Source organism: Pseudomonas sp. DTU12.3, from assembly GCF_004124275.1.
GTDB lineage: Bacteria > Pseudomonadota > Gammaproteobacteria > Pseudomonadales > Pseudomonadaceae > Aquipseudomonas > Aquipseudomonas helmanticensis.
Window position 1 is genome coordinate 404,531 of the sequence record NZ_CP027218.1, and the last position, 19,705, is coordinate 424,235.

18 protein-coding genes are annotated in these 19,705 nt (G+C 61.3%); 14 read left to right on the plus strand and 4 right to left on the minus strand.

Annotation, left to right across the window (positions count from 1 at the left end; genetic code table 11):
- From C2E19_RS01785 to C2E19_RS01830, 10 genes are all read left to right on the plus strand, one after another.
- Positions 1 to 2,157, plus strand: coding sequence for a type I secretion system permease/ATPase (locus C2E19_RS01785; RefSeq protein ID WP_129387283.1), 2,157 nt, complete (start codon positions 1 to 3; stop codon positions 2,155 to 2,157).
- Positions 2,147 to 3,514 carry an HlyD family type I secretion periplasmic adaptor subunit gene (locus C2E19_RS01790; protein ID WP_129387286.1) on the plus strand — a complete coding sequence of 456 codons (1,368 nt, stop codon included), beginning with the start codon at positions 2,147 to 2,149 and terminating at the stop codon, positions 3,512 to 3,514. The genes C2E19_RS01785 and C2E19_RS01790 overlap by 11 nt, the downstream gene beginning before the upstream one ends.
- A gap of 353 nt (positions 3,515 to 3,867) precedes the next feature.
- On the plus strand, positions 3,868 to 4,764 hold the full coding sequence (locus C2E19_RS01795) for a TauD/TfdA family dioxygenase (protein WP_129387289.1): 897 nt from the start codon (positions 3,868 to 3,870) through the stop codon (positions 4,762 to 4,764).
- 18 nt (positions 4,765 to 4,782) lie between these two features.
- Positions 4,783 to 5,808 (plus strand): ABC transporter substrate-binding protein, encoded by a 1,026-nt coding sequence (locus tag C2E19_RS01800; protein ID WP_129387292.1) that lies wholly within the window; start codon positions 4,783 to 4,785, stop codon positions 5,806 to 5,808.
- Positions 5,809 to 5,813: 5 nt separating this feature from the next.
- Positions 5,814 to 6,674, plus strand: a complete 861-nt coding sequence (locus C2E19_RS01805; RefSeq protein WP_129387295.1) for an ABC transporter ATP-binding protein — start codon at positions 5,814 to 5,816, stop codon at positions 6,672 to 6,674.
- 21 nt (positions 6,675 to 6,695) lie between these two features.
- On the plus strand, positions 6,696 to 7,562 hold the full coding sequence (locus C2E19_RS01810; protein WP_129387298.1) for an ABC transporter permease: 867 nt from the start codon (positions 6,696 to 6,698) through the stop codon (positions 7,560 to 7,562).
- A 133-nt stretch (positions 7,563 to 7,695) separates the two neighbouring features.
- Positions 7,696 to 8,613, plus strand: coding sequence for a LysR family transcriptional regulator (locus tag C2E19_RS01815; RefSeq protein ID WP_129387301.1), 918 nt, complete (start codon positions 7,696 to 7,698; stop codon positions 8,611 to 8,613).
- Positions 8,614 to 8,808: 195 nt separating this feature from the next.
- On the plus strand, positions 8,809 to 10,347 hold the full coding sequence (locus C2E19_RS01820; RefSeq protein ID WP_129387304.1) for an MFS transporter: 1,539 nt from the start codon (positions 8,809 to 8,811) through the stop codon (positions 10,345 to 10,347).
- A 25-nt stretch (positions 10,348 to 10,372) separates the two neighbouring features.
- Positions 10,373 to 11,443, plus strand: coding sequence for an HlyD family secretion protein (locus C2E19_RS01825; RefSeq protein ID WP_129387307.1), 1,071 nt, complete (start codon positions 10,373 to 10,375; stop codon positions 11,441 to 11,443).
- Between the two features lie 65 nt (positions 11,444 to 11,508).
- Complete coding sequence (locus tag C2E19_RS01830) at positions 11,509 to 12,987, plus strand: efflux transporter outer membrane subunit (protein WP_129387310.1); 1,479 nt, start codon at positions 11,509 to 11,511, stop codon at positions 12,985 to 12,987.
- Between the two features lie 66 nt (positions 12,988 to 13,053).
- On the opposite strand, the gene C2E19_RS01835 is transcribed toward C2E19_RS01830, so the two are convergent.
- Together C2E19_RS01835 and C2E19_RS01840 are read right to left on the minus strand one after the other, a co-directional pair.
- Entirely contained in the window at positions 13,054 to 13,359 is a 306-nt protein-coding gene (locus tag C2E19_RS01835; RefSeq protein ID WP_008080340.1) for an XRE family transcriptional regulator, read from the minus strand.
- Positions 13,352 to 13,717 (minus strand): type II toxin-antitoxin system RelE/ParE family toxin, encoded by a 366-nt coding sequence (locus C2E19_RS01840; protein WP_129396076.1) that lies wholly within the window; start codon positions 13,715 to 13,717, stop codon positions 13,352 to 13,354. The genes C2E19_RS01835 and C2E19_RS01840 overlap by 8 nt, the downstream gene beginning before the upstream one ends.
- 169 nt (positions 13,718 to 13,886) lie before the next feature.
- Here C2E19_RS01840 and C2E19_RS01845 point away from each other — a divergent pair, with 169 nt between their 5' ends.
- From C2E19_RS01845 to C2E19_RS01860, 4 genes are read left to right on the plus strand one after another with little or no spacing between them, the layout of a single operon-like run.
- Entirely contained in the window at positions 13,887 to 14,666 is a 780-nt protein-coding gene (locus C2E19_RS01845; RefSeq protein ID WP_129387313.1) for an efflux RND transporter periplasmic adaptor subunit, read from the plus strand.
- Positions 14,663 to 15,982: an efflux RND transporter periplasmic adaptor subunit gene (locus C2E19_RS01850; protein ID WP_129387316.1), complete on the plus strand. Its 1,320-nt coding sequence runs from the start codon at positions 14,663 to 14,665 to the stop codon at positions 15,980 to 15,982. The genes C2E19_RS01845 and C2E19_RS01850 overlap by 4 nt, the downstream gene beginning before the upstream one ends.
- Entirely contained in the window at positions 15,983 to 18,079 is a 2,097-nt protein-coding gene (locus C2E19_RS01855) for a biotin/lipoyl-binding protein (RefSeq protein ID WP_129387319.1), read from the plus strand.
- Between the two features lie 11 nt (positions 18,080 to 18,090).
- Positions 18,091 to 18,585 carry a GNAT family N-acetyltransferase gene (locus tag C2E19_RS01860; protein ID WP_129387321.1) on the plus strand — a complete coding sequence of 165 codons (495 nt, stop codon included), beginning with the start codon at positions 18,091 to 18,093 and terminating at the stop codon, positions 18,583 to 18,585.
- Between the two features lie 94 nt (positions 18,586 to 18,679).
- On the opposite strand, the gene C2E19_RS01865 is transcribed toward C2E19_RS01860, so the two are convergent.
- Together C2E19_RS01865 and C2E19_RS01870 are read right to left on the minus strand one after the other, a co-directional pair.
- Positions 18,680 to 18,991, minus strand: coding sequence for a hypothetical protein (locus C2E19_RS01865; RefSeq protein ID WP_129387324.1), 312 nt, complete (start codon positions 18,989 to 18,991; stop codon positions 18,680 to 18,682).
- 55 nt (positions 18,992 to 19,046) lie between these two features.
- Positions 19,047 to 19,634, minus strand: a complete 588-nt coding sequence (locus tag C2E19_RS01870; RefSeq protein ID WP_129387327.1) for a phage tail protein — start codon at positions 19,632 to 19,634, stop codon at positions 19,047 to 19,049.
- Positions 19,635 to 19,705: the final 71 nt, after the last annotated feature.

A 19,705-nucleotide genomic window follows, 5' to 3' on the forward strand; every position in this document is an offset into this window, starting at 1 on the left:
GTGGAATCAGAAGTCAGTCGAGTTCATCTCAGTCATGATCCACGCGCGTTGCACGACGATCCGTTACTGGATGGTCTGCTCGCCCTTTGCATGCTGCACCAGAAACCCGCCAGCGCGGCGATGCTGACCACCGGCCTGCCGCTGCCCAAACAGCGTTTGAGTGTCGAGTTGCTGCCCCGCGCGGCGGCTCGCGCCGGCCTGCAAGGGCGGGTGCTGCAGCGCAAACTGGAAGAAATTCCGGCGATCGCCATGCCCGCGCTGCTGCTGCTCAAGGATGGCCGCAGCGCCGTCCTGCTCGGCTGGCAAGGTGAAAACGAGGCGCGGGTGTTGCTCAGCGAAAGCGATGGCGGCGAGTCGGTTGTCAGCCGCGAACTGCTCGCCGACGATTACACCGGCAAAGTCTTCTTCGCCCAGCCGCAACACAAATTCGACGTCAACCACGGCACGCTGATTCCGCGTGCGCGCTCGTGGTTCCGTGACACCCTCAAGCGCTCGCGCTGGCTCTACGCCGATGCGATCGCCGCGAGTTTCCTGATCAACATCATCGCCATGGCCGCGCCGCTGTTCGTGATGAACGTCTACGACCGCGTCGTGCCGAACCAGGCCGAAGCGACCCTGTGGGTCTTGGCCCTCGGGATTACCGGCGCCTATCTCTTCGACCTGATACTCAAGAGCCTGCGCAGCCTGTGCCTGGATCTGGCCGGGAAGAAAACCGACCTGATCATCTCGGCGACGCTGTTCGAACGCATCGTCGGCATGTCGATGAAGTACCGCCCGGCGCGGGTCGGCAGCTTTGCGCAGAACATCCATGAGTTCCAGAGCCTGCGCGACTTCCTCGCCTCGCTGACCCTGACCAGCCTGATCGATCTGCCGTTCACCATCCTGATCTTCATTGTCATCGCCATTCTCGGCGGGCATCTGGTGTGGATTCCGGTGCTGGCGTTCCCGATTGCCCTGCTGATCGGCTATGCATTGCAAAAGCCGCTGGTGGCAACCATGGAACGCACCATGGCCCTCGGTGCCGAGCGCCAGTCGAGCCTGATCGAAACCCTCGCCGGCCTCGATGCGGTCAAGGTCAACAACGCTGAAAGCGAACGTCAGTACCAGTGGGAGCAGACCATCGGCACCCTCAGCCGCCTCGAACTGCGGGTGAAAATGCTTTCCGGCCTGGCGATGAACATCACCCTGCTGATCCAGCAACTGGCCGGGGTGATCATGATCGTCTTCGGCGTGTACCAGATCATCGCCGGCAACCTGAGCATGGGCGGTCTGATTGCCTGCTACATGCTCAGCGGTCGGGCGCTCAGCCCGCTGGCGTCGCTGTCCGGTCTGTTGACCCGTTATCAGCAAGCCCGCGTGACCATGACTTCGGTCGACCAGATGATGGAGCTGCCGCAAGAGCGCAATTTCGAAGAGCGCCCGCTGAGCCGCAAGGTTCTGCAGGGCGCCATCGAGTGTCGCCAACTCAACTTCACCTACCCGGAACAACAGAACCCGGCGCTGAAGAACATCAATCTGGTAATCCGTCCCGGCGAGAAGATCGGCATCATCGGCCGCAGCGGCTCGGGCAAAAGCTCTCTCGCCAAATTGCTGGTCGGCCTCTATCAGCCGGACGACGGCGCCTTGCTGGTCGACGGCGTGGACATCCGCCAGATCGACGTCAGCGAATTGCGCTACAACATTGGCTACGTGCCGCAAGACATCCAACTGCTGGCCGGTACCCTGCGTGACAACCTGGTTTCCGGCGCGCGTTATGTCGAAGACGAACTTGTCCTGCAAGCCGCTGAACTGGCTGGCGTCCACGAATTCGCCCGTCTGCACCCGCAAGGTTATGAGCTGCAAGTCGGCGAGCGCGGACAAAACCTCTCCGGTGGCCAACGGCAGAACGTCGCACTGGCCCGGGCGCTGTTGCTCAATCCGCCCATCCTGTTGATGGATGAACCGACCAGCGCCATGGACAACACCGGTGAAGAACGCCTCAAGCAACGCCTCGCCGCCGTGATCGAAAACAAGACCGTGGTGCTGGTCACGCACCGGGCTTCGCTGTTGTCGCTGGTCGATCGTCTGCTGGTGATCGACCGTGGACAGATTCTCGCCGATGGCCCGAAAGCCGCCGTGATGGAAGCGTTGAAGAAGGGGCAGATCAGTGTTGCTTAAGTCGGGTTTCAAGGATTCGATCCGTCGCTACTTCAAAGGCACCGCTTCGCTGCAGGGCCAGCCGCTGCCGGAGGTCAACAAGGCGCTGATCGAGGACGCCCCGCGCGTCGTCCGATTGACGATCTGGGCAATCATCGGTTTCTTCGTGTTCCTGATGCTCTGGGCCAATTTCGCAGTGATCGACGAAGTGACCAAGGGCGACGGCAAGGCGATTCCATCGTCGAAGATCCAGAAGATCCAGAACCTTGAGGGCGGGATCGTCTCTGAACTGTTCGTCAAGGAAGGCCAGATCGTCGAGGCCGGCGCACCGCTGATTCGCCTCGACGACACACGATTTGCTTCCAACGTCGGCGAAACCGAGGCCGATCGTCTATCGATGCTGCTGCGGGTCGAGCGTTTGAGCGCCGAAGTCGATGACCGACCGCTGAATTTCCCCGAGGACGTGCTCAAAGCCGTGCCGGGTCAGGCGAAAAGTGAAGAGTCGCTGTATGTCAGCCGCCGTCAGCAACTGCACGACGAGATCGGTGGTTTGCAGGAGCAACTGATTCAGCGTCAGCAAGAGCTGCGCGAATTCGGCTCCAAGCAAGCGCAGTATCGTCAGCAACTCGGCTTGCAGCGTCAGGAAATCAACATGTCCGAGCCACTCGTGGCGCAGGGCGCGGTGTCCCCGGTGGAAGTCTTGCGTCTGAAGCGCGCCGAGGTGGAAACCCGTGGTCAGCTGGACGCCACGACGCTGGCGATTCCTCGTGCCGAATCGGCGATCAAGGAAGTGCAGCGCAAAATCGACGAAACGCGCGGTAAATTCCGCAGTGAAGCGCTGACCCAGCTCAACGAAGCGCGCACCGACCTGAACAAGGCCAGCGCCACTGGCAAAGCCCTGGAAGACCGCGTCAGCCGTACGCTGGTGACATCGCCGGTGCGCGGCATCGTCAACAAGTTGCTGGTCAACACCATTGGCGGTGTGATCCAGCCGGGCAGCGACCTGGTGGAAATCGTGCCGCTGGACGACACCTTGCTGGTCGAAGCGAAGATCCGTCCGCAGGACATCGCGTTCCTGCACCCGGGGCAGGAAGCGACGGTGAAATTCACCGCGTACGACTACACCATTTACGGTGGGCTGAAGGCCAAGCTTGAGCAGATCGGTGCCGACACCATCACCGATGAAGACAAGAAAACCACCTACTACATCATCAAGGTGCGCACTGAGCGCAGCCACCTCGGCACGGACGAGAAGCCCTTGCTGATCATCCCGGGGATGGTCGCGTCGGTGGATATCATCACCGGCAAGAAGTCGGTGTTGAGCTATTTGCTCAAGCCGATCATCCGCGCACGGGCCGAGGCGTTGCACGAACGCTAACGCCCCAATAACCCTGTAGGAGCTGTCGAGTGAAACGAGGCTGCGATCTTTTGATCCTGTTTTTTAACAGCAGAATCAAAAGATCGCAGCGTGCCGCAGCTCCTACAAGGGAATGCGCGAAGGGTGAATAAGTGACAAAAACCGTCACTCACCATCCAGTCCATTCCGCACCAAACGCCATATCGTTATTCATTAACGGTATTTAATTTCCGATTCTTATAGCTATAAAGTCACTCCCCTGCGTACCTGCCGACCAATCGGCGCGCCGCACGACCTGAACCGACACGCAATCCAGCGTGAGTGTCTGATCGACGAGCGCGCCCGTGAGCGCGCCGTGCGTGGGAGATTGAAAGATGTCCGCAGCTACTGCTACCCCAAGCGCCGCGAGCGCAGCGCCGCAAACCTTCGAAATTCGTCCGTTCAACGGTGCCGTTGGCGCCGAGATCATTGGCCTTGACCTCACTCGGCCGATCAACGAGGCGGACTTCGCGCGCATCCACCGCGCGCACCTCGATCACCACGTGGTGGTGTTTCGTGATCAGCAAATCACCCCGCAACAGCAAATCGACTTCAGCCGTCGCTTCGGCGTGTTGCAGATCCATGTGCTCAAGCAGTTCCTGCTGGCCAATCATCCGGAAATCCTCATCGTTTCCAACATCGTCGAAAACGGCCAGAACATCGGCCTCGGCGATGCCGGCAAATTCTGGCACTCCGACCTTTCCTATAAAGAGCTGCCAAGTCTCGGCTCGATGCTGCATGCGCAAGAGCTGCCTTCCGAGGGCGGCGACACCTTGTTCGCCGACATGCACAAAGCCTGGGACAACCTGCCCGCAGAGCTGCGCAAAGCGGTCGAAGGCCACAGCGCCGCGCACTCCTATACGGCGCGTTACAGCGAAACCAAATTCGAAGGCAATTGGCGCCCGACCCTGACGCCTGAGCAACTCGCGCAGGTCGCCGAAGTGGTGCACCCGGTGGTGCGCAGGCACCCGGAGAACGGTCGCAAAGCGCTGTTCGTCAGCGAAGGCTTCACCACGCGCATCGTCGGCCTGCCGGAAGACGAAAGCCAACAACTGCTGAGCGAGCTCTACGCCCACAGCGTGTTGGCGCAAAACATCTACCGCCATCAGTGGCAGCCCCACGACCTGGTGTTCTGGGACAACCGCTCGCTGATCCATCTTGCCGCCGGCTGCCCCGCGCACCTGCGCCGCAAGCTGTATCGCACGACCATTCAGGGCGACGCGCCTTTCTGATTTGCCGGAGATTCGATCATGTCCAAACGTCTTCCATTTGCACCGCTGGCCGCCGCCATCGGTCTGGGTTTCAGCCTGGTTGCCGGCAGCCTGGTCGCGCCGACCGTGGCCCACGCCGAAGGTGAAATCCGCATCGCCGAGCAGTTCGGCATCGTTTATCTATTGCTCAATGTGGTGCGCGATCAGGGCCTGATCGAGAAGTACGGCAAGCAGGAAGGCATCGACATCAAGGTCGACTGGACGCAGCTCTCGGGTGGCGCGGCCGTCAATGATGCGCTGCTCTCCGGTTCCATCGACATCGCCGGTGCCGGTGTCGGCCCGCTGCTGACCATCTGGGATCGCACCCACGGCAAACAGAATGTCAAAGCCGTCGCCTCGCTGGGCAACTTTCCCTACTACCTGGTGAGCAACAATCCCAAGGTGAAAACCATTGCCGACTTCACCGAGAAAGATCGCATCGCGGTGCCGGCCGTGGGCGTTTCGGTGCAGTCGCGCTTCCTGCAATACGCGGCGGCCAAGCAGTGGGGCGACAAGGAATTCAATCGCCTCGACAAGTACACCATCGCCGTCCCGCACCCGGACGCCACGGCGGCACTGATCGCTGGCGGCACCGAGCTGACCGGGCATTTTTCCAACCCGCCGTTCCAGGATCAGGCGCTGGAAAATCCTAATGTGCACGTGGTGCTCAACTCCTATGACGTGCTCGGTCCGAACTCGCCAACGGTGCTGTTCGCCACGGAAAAATTCCGCGATGAAAACCCGAAAACTTACAAAGCCTTCGTCGAAGCGCTGACCGAAGCGGCGCAATTCGCACAGAACGACAAGAGCGCAGCGGCCGACACTTATATCCGCGTGACCAAGGCGAAAATCGACCGCGCAGCGCTGCTGAAAATCATCGACAACCCGCAGTTCGAATTCAGCGTCACGCCAAAGAACACCTATCCACTGGCGGAATTCCTCTATCGCGTCGGCGCGATCAAGAACAAACCTCAATCGTGGAAGGATTACTTCTTCCAAGACGCCAAACCGCTGCAAGGGAGCTGATCGAGATGAACGCCCCTTTGCCAGGCCACGCGGCCAGCAAGCCGATTGTCAGCGCCGAAGCGCTGCTGGCCGTCGACCATGTCAGCCTTGAATACCGCACCCCGCAACGCGTGGTGCGGGCCACCCATCAAGTCAGTTTTGAAGTCGACCGACAGGATCGTTTTGTGCTGCTCGGCCCGTCCGGCTGCGGTAAGTCCACCTTGTTAAAAGCTGTCGCGGGATTTATCGCGCCGTGCGAAGGCGAGATCCGTCTGCAAGGCCAGCGCGTCGATGCGCCGGGGCCGGACCGGATCGTGGTGTTTCAGGAATTCGATCAACTGCCGCCGTGGAAAACCGTCAAACAGAACGTGATGTTTCCGCTGCTGGCGTCGCGAACGCTGAAGAAAAAAGAAGCCGAAGAACGTGCGCTGCACTATCTGGAAAAGGTCGGGCTGGCGGCGTTCGCCGATGCTTATCCGCACACCTTGTCAGGCGGCATGAAAGCGCGGGTGGCGATTGCCCGGGCGTTGGCGATGCAGCCGAAAATCCTCTTGATGGACGAGCCGTTTGCCGCGCTGGACGCGCTGACCCGGCGCAAAATGCAGGAAGAATTGCTGCTGCTCTGGGAGGAGGTGCGCTTCACCCTGCTGTTCGTCACGCACTCGATCGAAGAGGCGCTGGTGGTCGGTAATCGCATCCTGTTGCTGTCGCCACATCCAGGGCGGGTGAGGGCCGAAGTACACAGTCATCAATACGATCTGCAGAGTCTTGGCGGCGTGGCGTTCCAGGCGTCGGCACGGCGTATTCATCGTCTGCTGTTCGATGAGGGCCAGTCGCCGGAAACCGAGCAAGTGCACGACTTCAACGACATTCGCATCGCCTATTGAGCGGCCAGGAGGATCAACCCGATGAGCCATTCATCGTCTGTGCGGGAAGAGTTCGAAACGGTCTTGCAGCCGTTGACTGAAGTGCCGGTCGAGCGCGAACTGTCGCTCGGTACGCGGCTGTGGCAGCAGGGTTGGCTGCGTAAAAGCCTGATCCTGATATTGCTCGCGGTGCTCTGGGAAATCGTCGCCCGGGTGCAAAACAACGACCTGCTGCTGCCAAGTTTTCTGCAGACCAGTCACGCGCTGTACGACGGCCTGCTCAGCGGCGAGTTGCTCGGCAAGGTGTGGATATCGCTGGTGGTGCTGCTCAAGGGCTATCTGATCGGCATCGTTCTGGCGTTTGCGCTGACCACGCTGGCGGTCTCGACGCAGTTTGGTCGAGACCTGTTGAGCACACTGACGTCGATGTTCAACCCGCTGCCGGCGATTGCCCTGCTGCCCTTGGCCTTGTTGTGGTTTGGCCTGGGGCAGAACAGCCTGATTTTTGTACTGGTGCATTCGGTGCTCTGGGCACTGGCGCTGAACACCTATGCCGGTTTTCTCGGCGTGTCTGAAACCCTGCGCATGGCCGGGCGCAACTATGGCTTGAAGGGCATGCGCTTTGTCTTGTTCATCCTGATTCCGGCGGCGCTGCCATCGATTCTCGCCGGGCTGAAGATTGGCTGGGCGTTTGCCTGGCGTACGCTGATCGCGGCGGAATTGGTGTTTGGCGCCACCAGCGGCAAGGGTGGATTGGGCTGGTACATCTTCCAGAACCGCAACGAGTTGTACACCGACAAGGTGTTTGCCGGGTTGGCGGTGGTGATCCTGATCGGTTTGCTGGTGGAGAACCTGGTGTTCGACACGCTGGAGCGCGTGACCGTGAAACGCTGGGGCATGCAGCGCTGAGCCTGAAAAGATCGCAGCCTTCGGCAGCTCCTACATTGGAATGCATTGCCCTGTAGGAGCTGCCGAAGGCTGCGATCTTTTGATCTGCTAGCATTGCGTGCAGATCAATCCTGATCAGCCACGAGTGCTCAGCATGCAACTCCCGGACATGAATCTTCTGGTCGCCCTCGACGCCTTGCTCGACGAGGGCAGTGTGGTCGGCGCCGCGCGGCGGATGAACCTCAGTCCGGCAGCGATGAGCCGCACACTGACGCGAATCCGCGAAGCCATCGGCGATCCGATCCTCGTGCGTGCTGGTCGTGGACTGGTGCCAACCCCCAAAGCGCTGGAATTGCGCGACCAGGTACGCGATGTGGTCGAGCAGGCCGCGCTGCTGTTCCGTTCGGCGGACGCCGTGGACCTCGGCACTTTGCGCCGCCGTTTCAGCATCCGCGCCAATGACTTTTTCGTCGGCGTTTATGGCGGCAAGCTATTCGATACGCTTGACCAGATGGCGCCGCACTGCGAACTGCGCTTCGTCCCGGAAGGTGATGGCGATGATGAAGCGTTGCGCGAAGGGCGCATCGACCTGAGCGTCAGCAATACGCGCCCGCTGAGCCCGGAAGTGAAGGTGCAGAACCTGTTTTCCACACACTTCGTCGGTCTGGTGCGCGAAGACCATCCGCTGCTCGATGGCGAAATCACCGCTGAGCGCTATGCCGGGTTTTCCCACATCAGCATGTCGCGCCGTGGCATTGCTCGCGGCCCCATCGACGCAGCGCTGAATGCCTTGGGCCTGGAGCGGCGGGTGGCGGTGATTGCGCCGAGCTTTCATGCGGCAATGTTTGCGTTGCCGGATTCTGATCTGATCCTGCCCGTACCCAAAGAGGCGCTGCTCAGTGTGCGCCGATTGGGCTTGAAACTGCGCTCGTTCGACCTGCCGATCCCGTTGCCGACGCTGATGCTGACTCAAGCCTGGCATCCGCGTTTCGATAAAGACCCGGCGCACCGCTGGCTGCGTGAGACGCTCAAGACCTGCTGCGACGAGACGTGGCTGGCCGCCCAGCCCTAGAGGCAAGAGCAAAGATCGCAGCCTTCGGCAGCTCCTGCATTGGAACGTATTTCCGTGTAGGAGCTGCCGAAGGCTGCGATCTTTTGCTTTTCATGGTTGTGTCTGGCGCACTTATAACCTGCCAATAAGTCAATTTTCGTAAGCTGTCAGCCCTACTAAGATGCTCCGGTATTTTTCCCTCCGGAGTAAGTATTCATGACATCCCTGACGGTCCCGGCGCCTGTCGCTGCGGCCAGCCCGGCGCCGGCGATCACGCCACCGGTGTTCGGGGCGCGGATCATCATCGGTCTGGTCGGCGTATTGCTGGCAGTGCTGGTGTCGGGCCTCAACGAGATGGTGACCAAGGTTGCCCTCGCCGATATTCGGGGCGCGCTGGGCATTGGCTACGACGAGGGCACCTGGCTGGTGGCCTGTTACGCGGCAACTTCGGTCGCCGCCATGGCGTTCGCGCCGTGGTGCTCGGTGACCTTCTCGCTGCGGCGTTTCACGCTCTGCGCAATCAGCCTGTTCACTTTGCTCGGCGTGCTCTGCCCGTTTGCGCCGAACTACGAAAGCCTGCTGTTGATGCGCACCTTGCAAGGCTTGGCCGGTGGGGCCTTGCCGCCGATGCTGATGACCGTTGCCCTGCGCTTCCTGCCACCGAATTTCAAACTATATGGCTTGGCCGGCTACGCGCTGACTGCCACCTTCGGCCCAGGGTTGGGTACGCCGCTCGCGGGCATGTGGGGCGAATACGTCGGCTGGCAATGGACCTTCTGGCAAATCGTGGTGCCGTGCCTGATCGCTATGGCGATGGTGGCTTACGGCATTCCGCAGGATCCGCTGCGGCTGGAGCGCCTCAAATCATTCAACTGGAAAGGACTGCTGCTGGGCTTTCCGGCGATCTGCATGCTGGTCATCGGTCTGTTGCAGGGCAATCGCCTCGACTGGTTCGAGTCGAGCCTGATCTGCGGCTTGCTCGGCGCCGGCACGCTACTGCTGGTGGCCTTCATGATCAACGAGTGGTCGCAGCCGATCCCGTTCTTCAAGTTGCAGATGCTCGGTATCCGCAATCTGTCATTTGCGTTGCTGACCCTCGCCGGGGTGCTGGTGGTGTTGCAGGCGGTGGTGTTGATTCCGTCGAGTTATCTGGCGCAAGTGCAGGGCTATCGGCCGGTTCAGACCGCGCCGATCATGTTGATCGCGGCGTTGCCGCAGTTGCTCGCGCTGCCGCTGGTGGCCGCGCTGTGCAATTTGCGTTGGGTCGATTGCCGTTGGGTCCTCGGGATTGGCTTGAGCATGTTGGCGCTGTCCTGTCTGGGCGGTTCGCTGCTGACCGCAGAATGGAACCGCGAAAATTTCTACGCGCTGCAATGGCTGCAGATTTTCGGTCAGCCGATGGCGGTGCTGCCGCTGCTGATGCTCTCGACCGGCAGCATTACTCCGATGGACGGGCCGTTCGCCTCGGCATGGTTCAACACTGTCAAAGGCCTGGCTGCGGTGGTTGCCACCGGGGTGCTTGAAGCGCTGACCACAGCGCGGGTGCATTTTCACTCGACCATGCTGATCGACAACCTCGGCAACTCACCGCTGGCCGAGCGCAGCGATCCCGGTCTTGCTCATCGCTTGCACGAGCAGGCCGTGGTGCTGACTTCTTCCGATCTCTATGTGTGCATGGCCGGCGTCGCAGTGGCGCTGATCCTGCTGATTTTCTGGCTGCCGACGCGGATTTTTCCACCGCGCGCACCGACCTGATTGCTGCACTGAACAGAAGGTTTTTATGACGACTCAAGCAAAGCAAAAACTCGCGGTGGCCGTAGCGACCGCGCTGGCTGTCGGTGTGCTGGTGTATCTGGCCATGCCCGGCCTGTTTGGCAAACGTACGCAACAAGGCACCAACGATGCCTACGTTTCTGCCGACTACACCTTGGTGGTGCCGCGCGTGGCCGGTTTCATCAAGGAAGTGCTGGTGGAGGACAACCAGCAAGTGAAGGCCGGGCAGTTGCTCGCGCTGATCGATGATCGCGATTTGCGTGCATCCGCCGAAGCAGCCGATGCGCAAACGCTGGTCGCGCGGGCGCAATTGCACAATGCCAGGGCGACACTGGAGCGCCAGACATCGGTGATCGCCCAGGCGCAGGCATCAGTGGTATCGGCCAAGGCAGAAACGGCCTTCGCCCAGCAGGAATTGAATCGCTATAACCATTTGGCCGGCGTCGGTGCGGGCACCGTGCAGAACGCGCAGCAGGCACGTACGCGTATCGATCAGGCCACTGCGCACCTCGACACGGCGAGCGCAAAACTGGCGGCGGAGCGCAAACAGGTCGACATCCTCACGGCCCAGCGGGATGCCGCAGAGGGCAGTTTGAAACACGCACAGGCAGCGCTGGAAATCGCCAGTTTCGAGCTTTCCTACACGCGCATCACTGCGCCGCAGGACGGCATGATCGGTGAGCGCGCCGTGCGCGTCGGCGCTTATGTCACACCGGGCAGCAAGCTGCTGGCGGTGGTGCCGCTGAAGCAGGCGTACGTCGTAGCCAATTTTCAGGAGACGCAACTGACGGATGTAAAGCCGGGGCAGCAAGTGCAAGTGCGTGTCGACAGCCTCGGTGGCGAGGCTTTGAACGGCCGGGTGGAAAGCATCGCCCCGGCTACTGGCGTGACGTTCGCGGCAGTAAAACCGGATAACGCCACGGGCAACTTCACCAAGGTCGTGCAGCGGATTCCGGTGAAGATCATGCTCGAACCGGGCCAGCCATTGGCCGAGCGGTTGCGGGTGGGGATGTCGGTGGAGGCGAACATTGATACGCGTACCTCGACGACGTCCGTGCGTGAGGTGACCCAGCGATGAGCCGTGTTGACCGATCTGACGCCTTCGCGAGCAAGCCCGCTCCCACAGGGGGAAGGCATTCCAAAATGTGGGAGCGGGCTTGCTCGCGAAAGGGCCAGTGGCAGCAACTCACTCTAAGTGCGTTGCTCGCCGCCAGTCTCACCGCCTGCACCGTAGGCCCAGACTTCCAGAAACCCCAAGCCACCCAAATCAGCGACTGGGCCAAACCCGCCAAGTCTGCCCCGAGCCAAGCCGTCAGCGAACCCCTCAACGAACGCTGGTGGGAAGTCTTCCACGACCCGCAACTCTCGGCACTCACCCAGCGCGCGGTACGCAGCAACCTTGACCTGCAACTGGCCAGCAGCCGCTTGCAACAAAGCCGCGCCTCACGCCAGGTCATCAGCGCCGATCGCTATCCGAAAACCGCCGCGACCGGCAGCTATGGCCGCGAACGCAACAGTGGCAAGGGCCTGAGCGATCCATCCGGACTTGACGGTGATTCCGCCTTCAATCTCTGGGACGCCGGTTTCTCCGCTTCCTGGGAGCTGGATTTCTGGGGCCGTGTGCGCCGCGAAACCGAGGCCGCCGACGCCAACCTCGAAGTCGCCGAAAACGACCGTCGCGGTGTGCTGCTGGCTGTGCTCGCCGACACCGCGCAAAACTACATTCAATTGCGCGGGGTGCAGAACACCCGCGCCGTCACCGAGCAGAACCTCGACGTGGCGCGGCATAGCCTGAAACTCTCGCAATTGCGTCTGGCCGACGGTGTGGCGACCGATCTGGACGTCGCCGAAGCCGCCGCGCAAGTTGCCGCCATCGAGTCGCGCCTGCCGGCGCTGGAACAACGCCAATCGCAACTGATCAATGCGATCAGTCTGTTGATGGGTGAACCGCCACAGGCTTTGGCCAAAGAGTTATCCACAGACGCTGCGGTGCCGCAGTCGCCACTGCAAGTCGCCATCGGCTTGCCGTCGCAACTGGCCGAGCGGCGCCCGGACATTCGCCAGGCCGAATCTCGCCTGCATGCGGCGACCGCCAACATTGGCGTGGCCAAGGGCGATTTCTATCCGCGCATCACCCTGTCCGGCAACCTCGGTTCGCAAGCCATGCAGCTCAGCGATTTCGGCTCGTGGGGCTCGCGTGCTTTCGGTATCGGCCCGCAATTCAGCCTGCCATTGTTCGACGGCGGCCGCCTGCGCGGCGTGCTGCAATTGCGCGAAGCCCAGCAACAGGAAGCGGCCATCGCCTACCAGCAAACCGTGCTGCGCGCCTGGCACGAAATCGACGATCAATTGACTGCCTACAACGCCAGTCAACGCCGCCGCGACAGCCTCGCCGAAGCCGTGCGCCAGAACCAGATCGCCCTGCGTACCGCGCAACAGCAATACGTCGAAGGCGTAGTCGATTTCGTTAACGTGCTGACGGTGCAAGGCGCACTGCTCGCGACGCAGGAGCAGTGGGTGGAAAGCTCGACCGGCGTATCGCTGGCGATGGTCGGGTTGTACAAGGCGTTGGGTGGGGGATGGGAGTCGGTGTATCCGGCGGAGGGAATGGCGCAACGCTGAGGTTATTAACCAGAGCGACGAGCCAGGCTATGGAGCGCTTCACAGGCTGAGCCCGCAAACGGTCACTCAACCTGCGAAATTCTCGATCTTGATTTGCCCGTCGGGAAACGTTGCGATGATCTCAAGCTCCCCGCCCATTGCGCGAATGTAATTGCGCAATGTACTGATGTACATATCAGTGCGTCGCTCCATCTTCGAGATCGCCGCTTGATTGACATGCAATGTTTCGGCAAGCGTTGCCTGACTCAATGCTTTTGCCTGTCGCAGCTCGTTCAGCGGCATTTCCTTGATGTGTTGTTCGTAGATCGAATGGGCGCGCTCCCGGGCTTCGGGGGTCATGCGCGCCTCGAGTTCGGCAAATTTCTTAGCCATTTTTACAACCCTCTTTGCGCAATGTTTCGAGATGCTCATCGTACAGTTGATCGGCGATCGGGACATTGACTTCATACCAGCGATCCTGACCCGTCTTGTCTGCGCCGATCAATAGCAGCGCACAACGTCTTGGATCAAACGCATAGAGTATTCGATACAGTCTTCCGGCATGTTGGACCCTCAGTTCTCTTAAATGGCCGTGCCGTGCTCCGTTGATTGCGCTGCTGTGTGGAAAACGTAAGCCGGGTCCGAATTGGCCGAGCAATTTTACGCTGGCCGCCACAGAGCTCTGCTCGTTTTCAGTCAGATTTTCCCACCAGTTGCCGAACTCGTCGGTGTATTCGATATCCCAATTCATGGGTTGCAAATATGACTCTTGAGGAATATTCCATCAAGGTTATATTTTCGATGGATTGATTAGAGTCGTTTCAGAGGGTTTCAGCAAGTTCGCATGGGAGTAATGGCCTTTCGCTTGACGCTAACCCCCGCTGTCGTAGACTCCGCACATCCGTCAGGGAGTAGCGGTCATGCAGCGTTTTCGTGGTTGGGTTATTGGATTGACCTTGGTTACGTGTGCAGTTCAGGCGCAAACGCCCGGGCCAGACGATCCGCTGTTGGATCAAGGCGCGGCGGGTGCGCAGGCTCCGAGCAGTGAAGCGCGGGGCGTGCTTCGCGCTCGCGATCAGGCCGTTCTGGCCAGCGAGCTGTCCGGGCGGATTGTCGAGTTGCCGTTTAGCGAGGGCGAGTCGTTCAAGAAGGGCGATACGCTGGCGAAATTCGACTGCTCGGCCTATCAGGCGCAACTCAACGCCGCGCAGGCTGCCAGCCGTGGGGCCGGGGAGGAGTTGTCGCACAACAAGCAACTCGCCGCACTGAATTCCGTCGGGCGTTTTGAAGTGGCGCGGGCCGAGGCCAAGGTCAGCGAAACCCAGGCGCAATCCCAGGTTTATCAGGTGCAGGTCAAACGTTGCAGCGTGATCGCGCCGTTCGACGGGCAAGTGGTCGAGCGCAAGGTGCAACGTTTCGAAAGCGTGCCGGCCGGCGCGCCACTGCTCGATGTGGTGGATAACCGCACCCTGGAAATTCATTTGCTGGTGCCCTCGCGCTGGATGGCCAGGCTCAAACCCGGCCAGACGTTCAGCTTCGTTCCCGATGAAACCGGCCAGCCGCTCGACGCCACGGTCAAGCGCCTTGGTGCGCGTATCGATGAGGGCAGTCAGACCTTGTTGCTGGTCGCGACGATGCCGGAATCCAAAGGCTTGCTCGCCGGCATGAGCGGTACGGCGCGTTTTCCGGAGCTCAAGTGAACGCCCCGGTGAGTGGCGGCGCCGAGCAGGTGTTCGCCAGGTTTCTTGATCTTGAACGGCAGACCCGCGCCGCCCGCGATACTGCACAACTGGCTTACAGCCTGGTCAATGACGGTCAGGCGCTGTTTGGTTTTCGCCATGCGGCGTTGCTGATCGCCGGTAAGGTGCAAGCCGTGACCGGGATCAGCGCGGTGGAGCCGAACGCGCCGTTCGTGGCCTTCGTCGAACAGGCCGTGGCGCAGTTGTTCAAGCAGGATCTGCTGAAGCAGGCACGGGTGATTGCGCCGCAATTGGTCAGCAAATCGATTCAGGCGGACTGGCGCGATTTGTCCGCCGCGCAGGTGTTCTGGCTGCCATTGATAGATCGCGACGCTCAAGTGTTCGGCGGTTTGTGGCTGGCGCGCGACGTACCGTGGAACCCCTCCGAACAGGTTCTGTTGTCGCAACTGGGCGACACCTACAGCCACGCCTGGCTGGCGCTGCAACCGCGCAAACCGTGGCGGCTGCGCTGGACGCGCAAACGTCAGGTGGCGCTGGTGGCGCTGTTGCTGCTTGGCTTGTTCATCCCGGTGCGCCAATCGGTACTGGCGCCGGCGGAAGTGGTGCCGCTGGGCGGGCGCGTGGTGGCGGCGCCGCTGGACGGGGTGATCGCCGAGTTTCTGGTCAAACCCAATCAGACGGTGAAAACCGGCGATGTCCTGGTGCGTTTCGAAAGCACCACGCTGAAGGCGCAGGCCGATGTCGCCGAGCGTGCGCTGGGTGTGGCCGAAGCCGAACTGAAATCCAATTCCCAGCGTTCGTTTGCCGATGCCGAATCCAGCTCGCGTGTCGACTTGCTGGCCGCGCGTGCCGAGCAAAAACGTGCCGAACGCGACTATGCCCGTGAACTGCTCAACCGTAGCGAAGTGCGCGCCGAACGGGACGGCATTGCGGTGTTCGCCGACGCCGAGCGTTTGACCGGCAAACCGGTGCAGACCGGCGAACGGTTGATGGAAATCGCTGATCCGAATCAGGCCGAACTGCGCATCGAACTGGCGGTGGGCGATGCGATTGCCCTGGAGTCCGGCGCGGAAATCGCCCTGTTTCTCGACAGCGATCCCTTGCAGCGCCATAGCGCGACGCTGGAACGCTCGGCCTACGAAGCGCAACCCACGGCGGGCGGGCAACTGGCCTACCGCCTCGACGCCAATTTTGCCGATGCACCACCGCGGATCGGCCTGCGCGGCACCGCGAAGATTTTCGGCGACCGCGCGCCACTGGCGCTGTACCTGCTGCGCCGGCCATTGGCCGGTCTGCGCCAGAGCGTGGGCCTGTAGATGAATCTGCCGAGCCTGCGTGCCGACCTGCAATTGTCGCCCGCGGCACCGGCATTGGATGGTTCGCCGCGCTGGACCCTGGCCGATCCGGTACGCGGGCGCTATTTCAAACTCGGTACGGCGGCAATGCGCCTGTTGCGTCATTGGTCGTTGGGCGATGCCGAACAAGTCTTGCGTGCCGCCAACCGCGAACCGGGCCTGCCGCTGGACGGCAGCGAGCTTGAGCAGTTGCTGGAGTTTCTGCGCGGTCACGATTTGATCAGTGCACTCGACGATCAACAGCGGGCGAGCTATCGACTCAAGGCCCTGGCGCAAAAGCAAAGCCTGTGGCAGATCCTCCTGCATCAGTACCTGTTCTTCCGCATTCCGCTGTGGCGCCCGGACGCGTTTCTCAATCGTGCCTGGCCATGGCTTGAACGTTATGGCCCGCGTTTGCTGCGCTACGGTTTGCCGGCAACCTTGGCCTTGGGTGTGTTTCTGGTCTCGCGGGACTGGCAGCGGTTCATCGGCACCTTTCCGCACCTGTTCAGCCTCGGCGGTGCGCTGGCGTTCGGTGTGGCGCTGTTCTTCGCCAAGCTTTGTCACGAATTCGGCCATGCGTTCATGGCCAAGCGCGCCGGCTGTCGCGTGCAGAGCATGGGCGTGGCGTTCATGGTCTTGCTACCGATGTTCTATACCGATGTCAGCGATGCCTGGCGGGTCAATGATCGTCGCGCACGATTGTTGATCGGTGCCGGTGGCGTACTCGCCGAATTATTGCTGGCCTGTATCGCCCTGCTGGCGTGGTCGCTGTTGCCCGACGGGCCGGGACGCACGGCGGCGTTCATGCTCGCCAGTGCCACGTGGATCACCACGCTGGTGATCAATCTCAATCCGTTCATGCGCTTTGATGGCTATTTTCTGATCAGTGATTTCTGGGAAGTCGACAATCTGCAAGGGCGCGCGTTTGCCTTGTGTCGCTGGCGCTTGCGTGAGTTTTTGTTCGGCTATGGCGCACCCGCGCCGGAGCCGTGGTCGCCGAAGATGCAACGGCGTTTGCTGATCTGGGGGTATGGCTCGTGGTTATGGCGTGCGGCGTTGTTTTTCGGGATCGCGCTGGCGGTCTATCACCTGTTCTTCAAGGTGTTGGGGATCTTCCTGATGCTGGTGGAACTGGTGTGGTTCATCTTTCTGCCGATCATGCGTGAGTGGCGCCAGTGGTGGAGTCGCCGTGAGCAGGCGCACGCCCCGCGCGTGTTGCTCAGTGCGCTGGCACTGCTCGGATTGTTGCTGGTGGTGAGTGTGCCGTGGCGCAGTTCGGTGGAGTTGCCGACCATGCTTGAAGCCGGGCGCGCCAGTGCCCTGCACGCACCGACGGCGGCGCGGGTCAAAGCGGTGAAAGTTACGGATGGGCAGAAAGTCGCGCAGGGCGATGTGCTGATCGAACTGGAGTCACCGGATCTTGAATCGCGGCTGGCGATGGTGCGCCGGGAAATCCAGATCCAGCAATTGCTCATGCGGCGTCAGGCCGGGCGCAGTGAAACTGCCGCTGACGCCGGCATTGTCGAGCAACGACTGGCCGAAGCGGTCGCCGAATACCGTGGGCTGAGTGCCCAGCGCGAACGCTTGTTGCTGCGCGCACCGCATGCCGGCAGCGTGCGTGATCTGCTGCCGAACATGAGCGTCGGGCGCTGGTTGTCGAGCCACGATGCGCTGGCGCGGGTAGTCGAAGACGGCGCGCGACTGCGCGGTTATCTGGCCGAAGCCGAACTGTGGCGGATCCAGCCGGGGGCCAATGGCCGGTTCATTGCCGACGATCCGATGCACCCGGCGCTTGCCGTGCAATTGAATGAGATCGACACCAACGGCGTGGCCTATGTTGATCAGGAGGCGTTGACCTCCGATCACCATGGGCCGATTGCCGTGCGCCGCGATCAACAACAGCGCGCGGAGCCTGTGCAGGCGCAATACGGCGTTCGGCTCAGTGCGCTGGATGACGCCTCGACGCCGCCGCAACCGTTGCGCGGCGTGGTGGTGTTGCAGGGCCGCGGCGAGTCGTTGCTCGGAGTGGCGTGGCGCCGGTTGGCGTCGCTGGGGGTCAGGGAAAGCGGTTTCTGAGGGCGTGCACGATGACGGATAACGCAGCAGTGGCAGCAGAGGGATTGGTGGTGCGGCCAGCGCGGGCAACCGACGGGCCGTTTTTGCAGAGCCTGTATCAGGCGGCGCGGCCGGATCTGCAATGGATCGATGGCGAGCAGGAGCAGGTGCAGCAAGTCATCGCCCAGCAATTTCAGGTGCAGGAACAGGGCATGGGCGAAAACTACCCCAACGCCATGCACTACGTGGTGGAAAAACTCGGCAGCCACATCGGCGCATTGAGCACGGATTTCGGTGACAACGAAATTCGTGTGTTGTACCTGGCATTCATTCCGCAGGCACGCGGCCAAGGCTATGGCCGCGCGGTGCTGCAAGGCGTACAGAAAGCTGCGCAACAGATTCGCTGCCCGGTGGCGACGGTGGTCTGGACCAGCAATCCTCATGCACGACGGCATTACCTGGCATTGGGATTTGCTGTCGAAGAAAGCAATCCCGCCGCCGAACGCCTGGTCTGGTATCCGCAATAAACCCCTGTAGGAGCTGGCGCAGGCTGCGATCTGTTGATCTTTAAACACAAGATCAACAGATCGCAGCCTGCGGCAGCTCCTGCACGGGTTCGTGTCAGTTGAAGGTGATGTGGAAGTAAGCCCGCGCAGGGTCCCGGCCCATGAGCGGTACCCGTGATACGAAGATGTTGTCGACCCGTCCCAGTTCCGGCAACTCCAGCGCACACAGGCCATCGACAAATTCGGTCGGCCCCAGGCTGTTCAGCTCGACGCTGAACGGCATGCGCTCGCTGTAGCGCATTTTCGCCAGGGGTTTTTCTTCAAGCTCGCCGATATGGATTTGCATCGCGCTGCCGTCCGGCAAGTGCAAGGTGCCGACTCTTCCCCGCAGCGCCTGGAAATGTTGGCTTTGAACCGATTGCAGCATGGTTTCGCTCCCGCAAGGATGGAGGCCGGGGGAATCGCCTCCCCCGGGCGGCCGGTCAGTTGCGCGAAGGAAAGATACCGTTCAACGCGATGCTGAAGTTGAGCACCAGATACGGGTTCATGATCGGCATTGGCAAACCATTGCCGGTGGGCGTAATCGTCCCGCTGATGGTGGTCGCGGCACCTTTGAGGGGCACCGGCGATGCGCCCTGGGCATCGGAGTAGATATTCGCCAGCCCCGGGCCGGTGCCTGATGCGCCGATGTAGGCGTTGGTCGCCGTGGGCGTGCCCACAACGTTGCTGGCCGGGTTGGCCAGTTGCACGGTGGTGGTGGCGGTGAGGCCGGCCAGGGTGTGGGTGTGGTTTGGCAGGTTGTTGAGGGTGGTGGTGACTTGCTCGGCACCGGAGACTTCGCCCATCACTCGCGGTGTGAGACCCGGGCCGCTGCCCTGGCAGACTGGCAGGCGACTCTGCAGATTGGGTAACCCGAACGTCTGCTGACCGTTGCCTCCATAAACCGTACCCAACAATGCAAACAGCGCCTGGTTCTGACTGATTCCAATGATCTGACCGTTGCACAAGGCCCAGCCGCTGGGCGCGTAGTTAAAGGCAAACGTCATCACAGTGCCCATGTAAACGTCCATAAGATCCTCATCCTTCTGATTGGTTGTCGGCGGGCCGCTAGTGGGTTCAGGCTGCTGCTGTTGCCTTGGCA

Excerpts from the sequence above, each read along its gene's own strand:
- C2E19_RS01795 (WP_129387289.1), top strand. The coding sequence starts at position 3,868 with ATGTCCGCAGCTACTGCTACCCCAAGCGCCGCGAGCGCAGCGCCGCAA.
- C2E19_RS01800 (WP_129387292.1), top strand. The coding sequence starts at position 4,783 with ATGTCCAAACGTCTTCCATTTGCACCGCTGGCCGCCGCCATCGGTCTG.
- C2E19_RS01805 (WP_129387295.1), top strand. The coding sequence starts at position 5,814 with ATGAACGCCCCTTTGCCAGGCCACGCGGCCAGCAAGCCGATTGTCAGC.
- C2E19_RS01810 (WP_129387298.1), top strand. The coding sequence starts at position 6,696 with ATGAGCCATTCATCGTCTGTGCGGGAAGAGTTCGAAACGGTCTTGCAG.
- C2E19_RS01815 (WP_129387301.1), top strand. The coding sequence starts at position 7,696 with ATGCAACTCCCGGACATGAATCTTCTGGTCGCCCTCGACGCCTTGCTC.
- C2E19_RS01820 (WP_129387304.1), top strand. The coding sequence starts at position 8,809 with ATGACATCCCTGACGGTCCCGGCGCCTGTCGCTGCGGCCAGCCCGGCG.
- C2E19_RS01825 (WP_129387307.1), top strand. The coding sequence starts at position 10,373 with ATGACGACTCAAGCAAAGCAAAAACTCGCGGTGGCCGTAGCGACCGCG.
- C2E19_RS01830 (WP_129387310.1), top strand. The coding sequence starts at position 11,509 with ATGTGGGAGCGGGCTTGCTCGCGAAAGGGCCAGTGGCAGCAACTCACT.
- C2E19_RS01835 (WP_008080340.1), bottom strand. The coding sequence starts at position 13,359 with ATGGCTAAGAAATTTGCCGAACTCGAGGCGCGCATGACCCCCGAAGCC.
- C2E19_RS01840 (WP_129396076.1), bottom strand. The coding sequence starts at position 13,717 with ATGAATTGGGATATCGAATACACCGACGAGTTCGGCAACTGGTGGGAA.
- C2E19_RS01845 (WP_129387313.1), top strand. The coding sequence starts at position 13,887 with ATGCAGCGTTTTCGTGGTTGGGTTATTGGATTGACCTTGGTTACGTGT.
- C2E19_RS01855 (WP_129387319.1), top strand. The coding sequence starts at position 15,983 with ATGAATCTGCCGAGCCTGCGTGCCGACCTGCAATTGTCGCCCGCGGCA.
- C2E19_RS01860 (WP_129387321.1), top strand. The coding sequence starts at position 18,091 with ATGACGGATAACGCAGCAGTGGCAGCAGAGGGATTGGTGGTGCGGCCA.
- C2E19_RS01865 (WP_129387324.1), bottom strand. The coding sequence starts at position 18,991 with ATGCTGCAATCGGTTCAAAGCCAACATTTCCAGGCGCTGCGGGGAAGA.
- C2E19_RS01870 (WP_129387327.1), bottom strand. The coding sequence starts at position 19,634 with ATGGACGTTTACATGGGCACTGTGATGACGTTTGCCTTTAACTACGCG.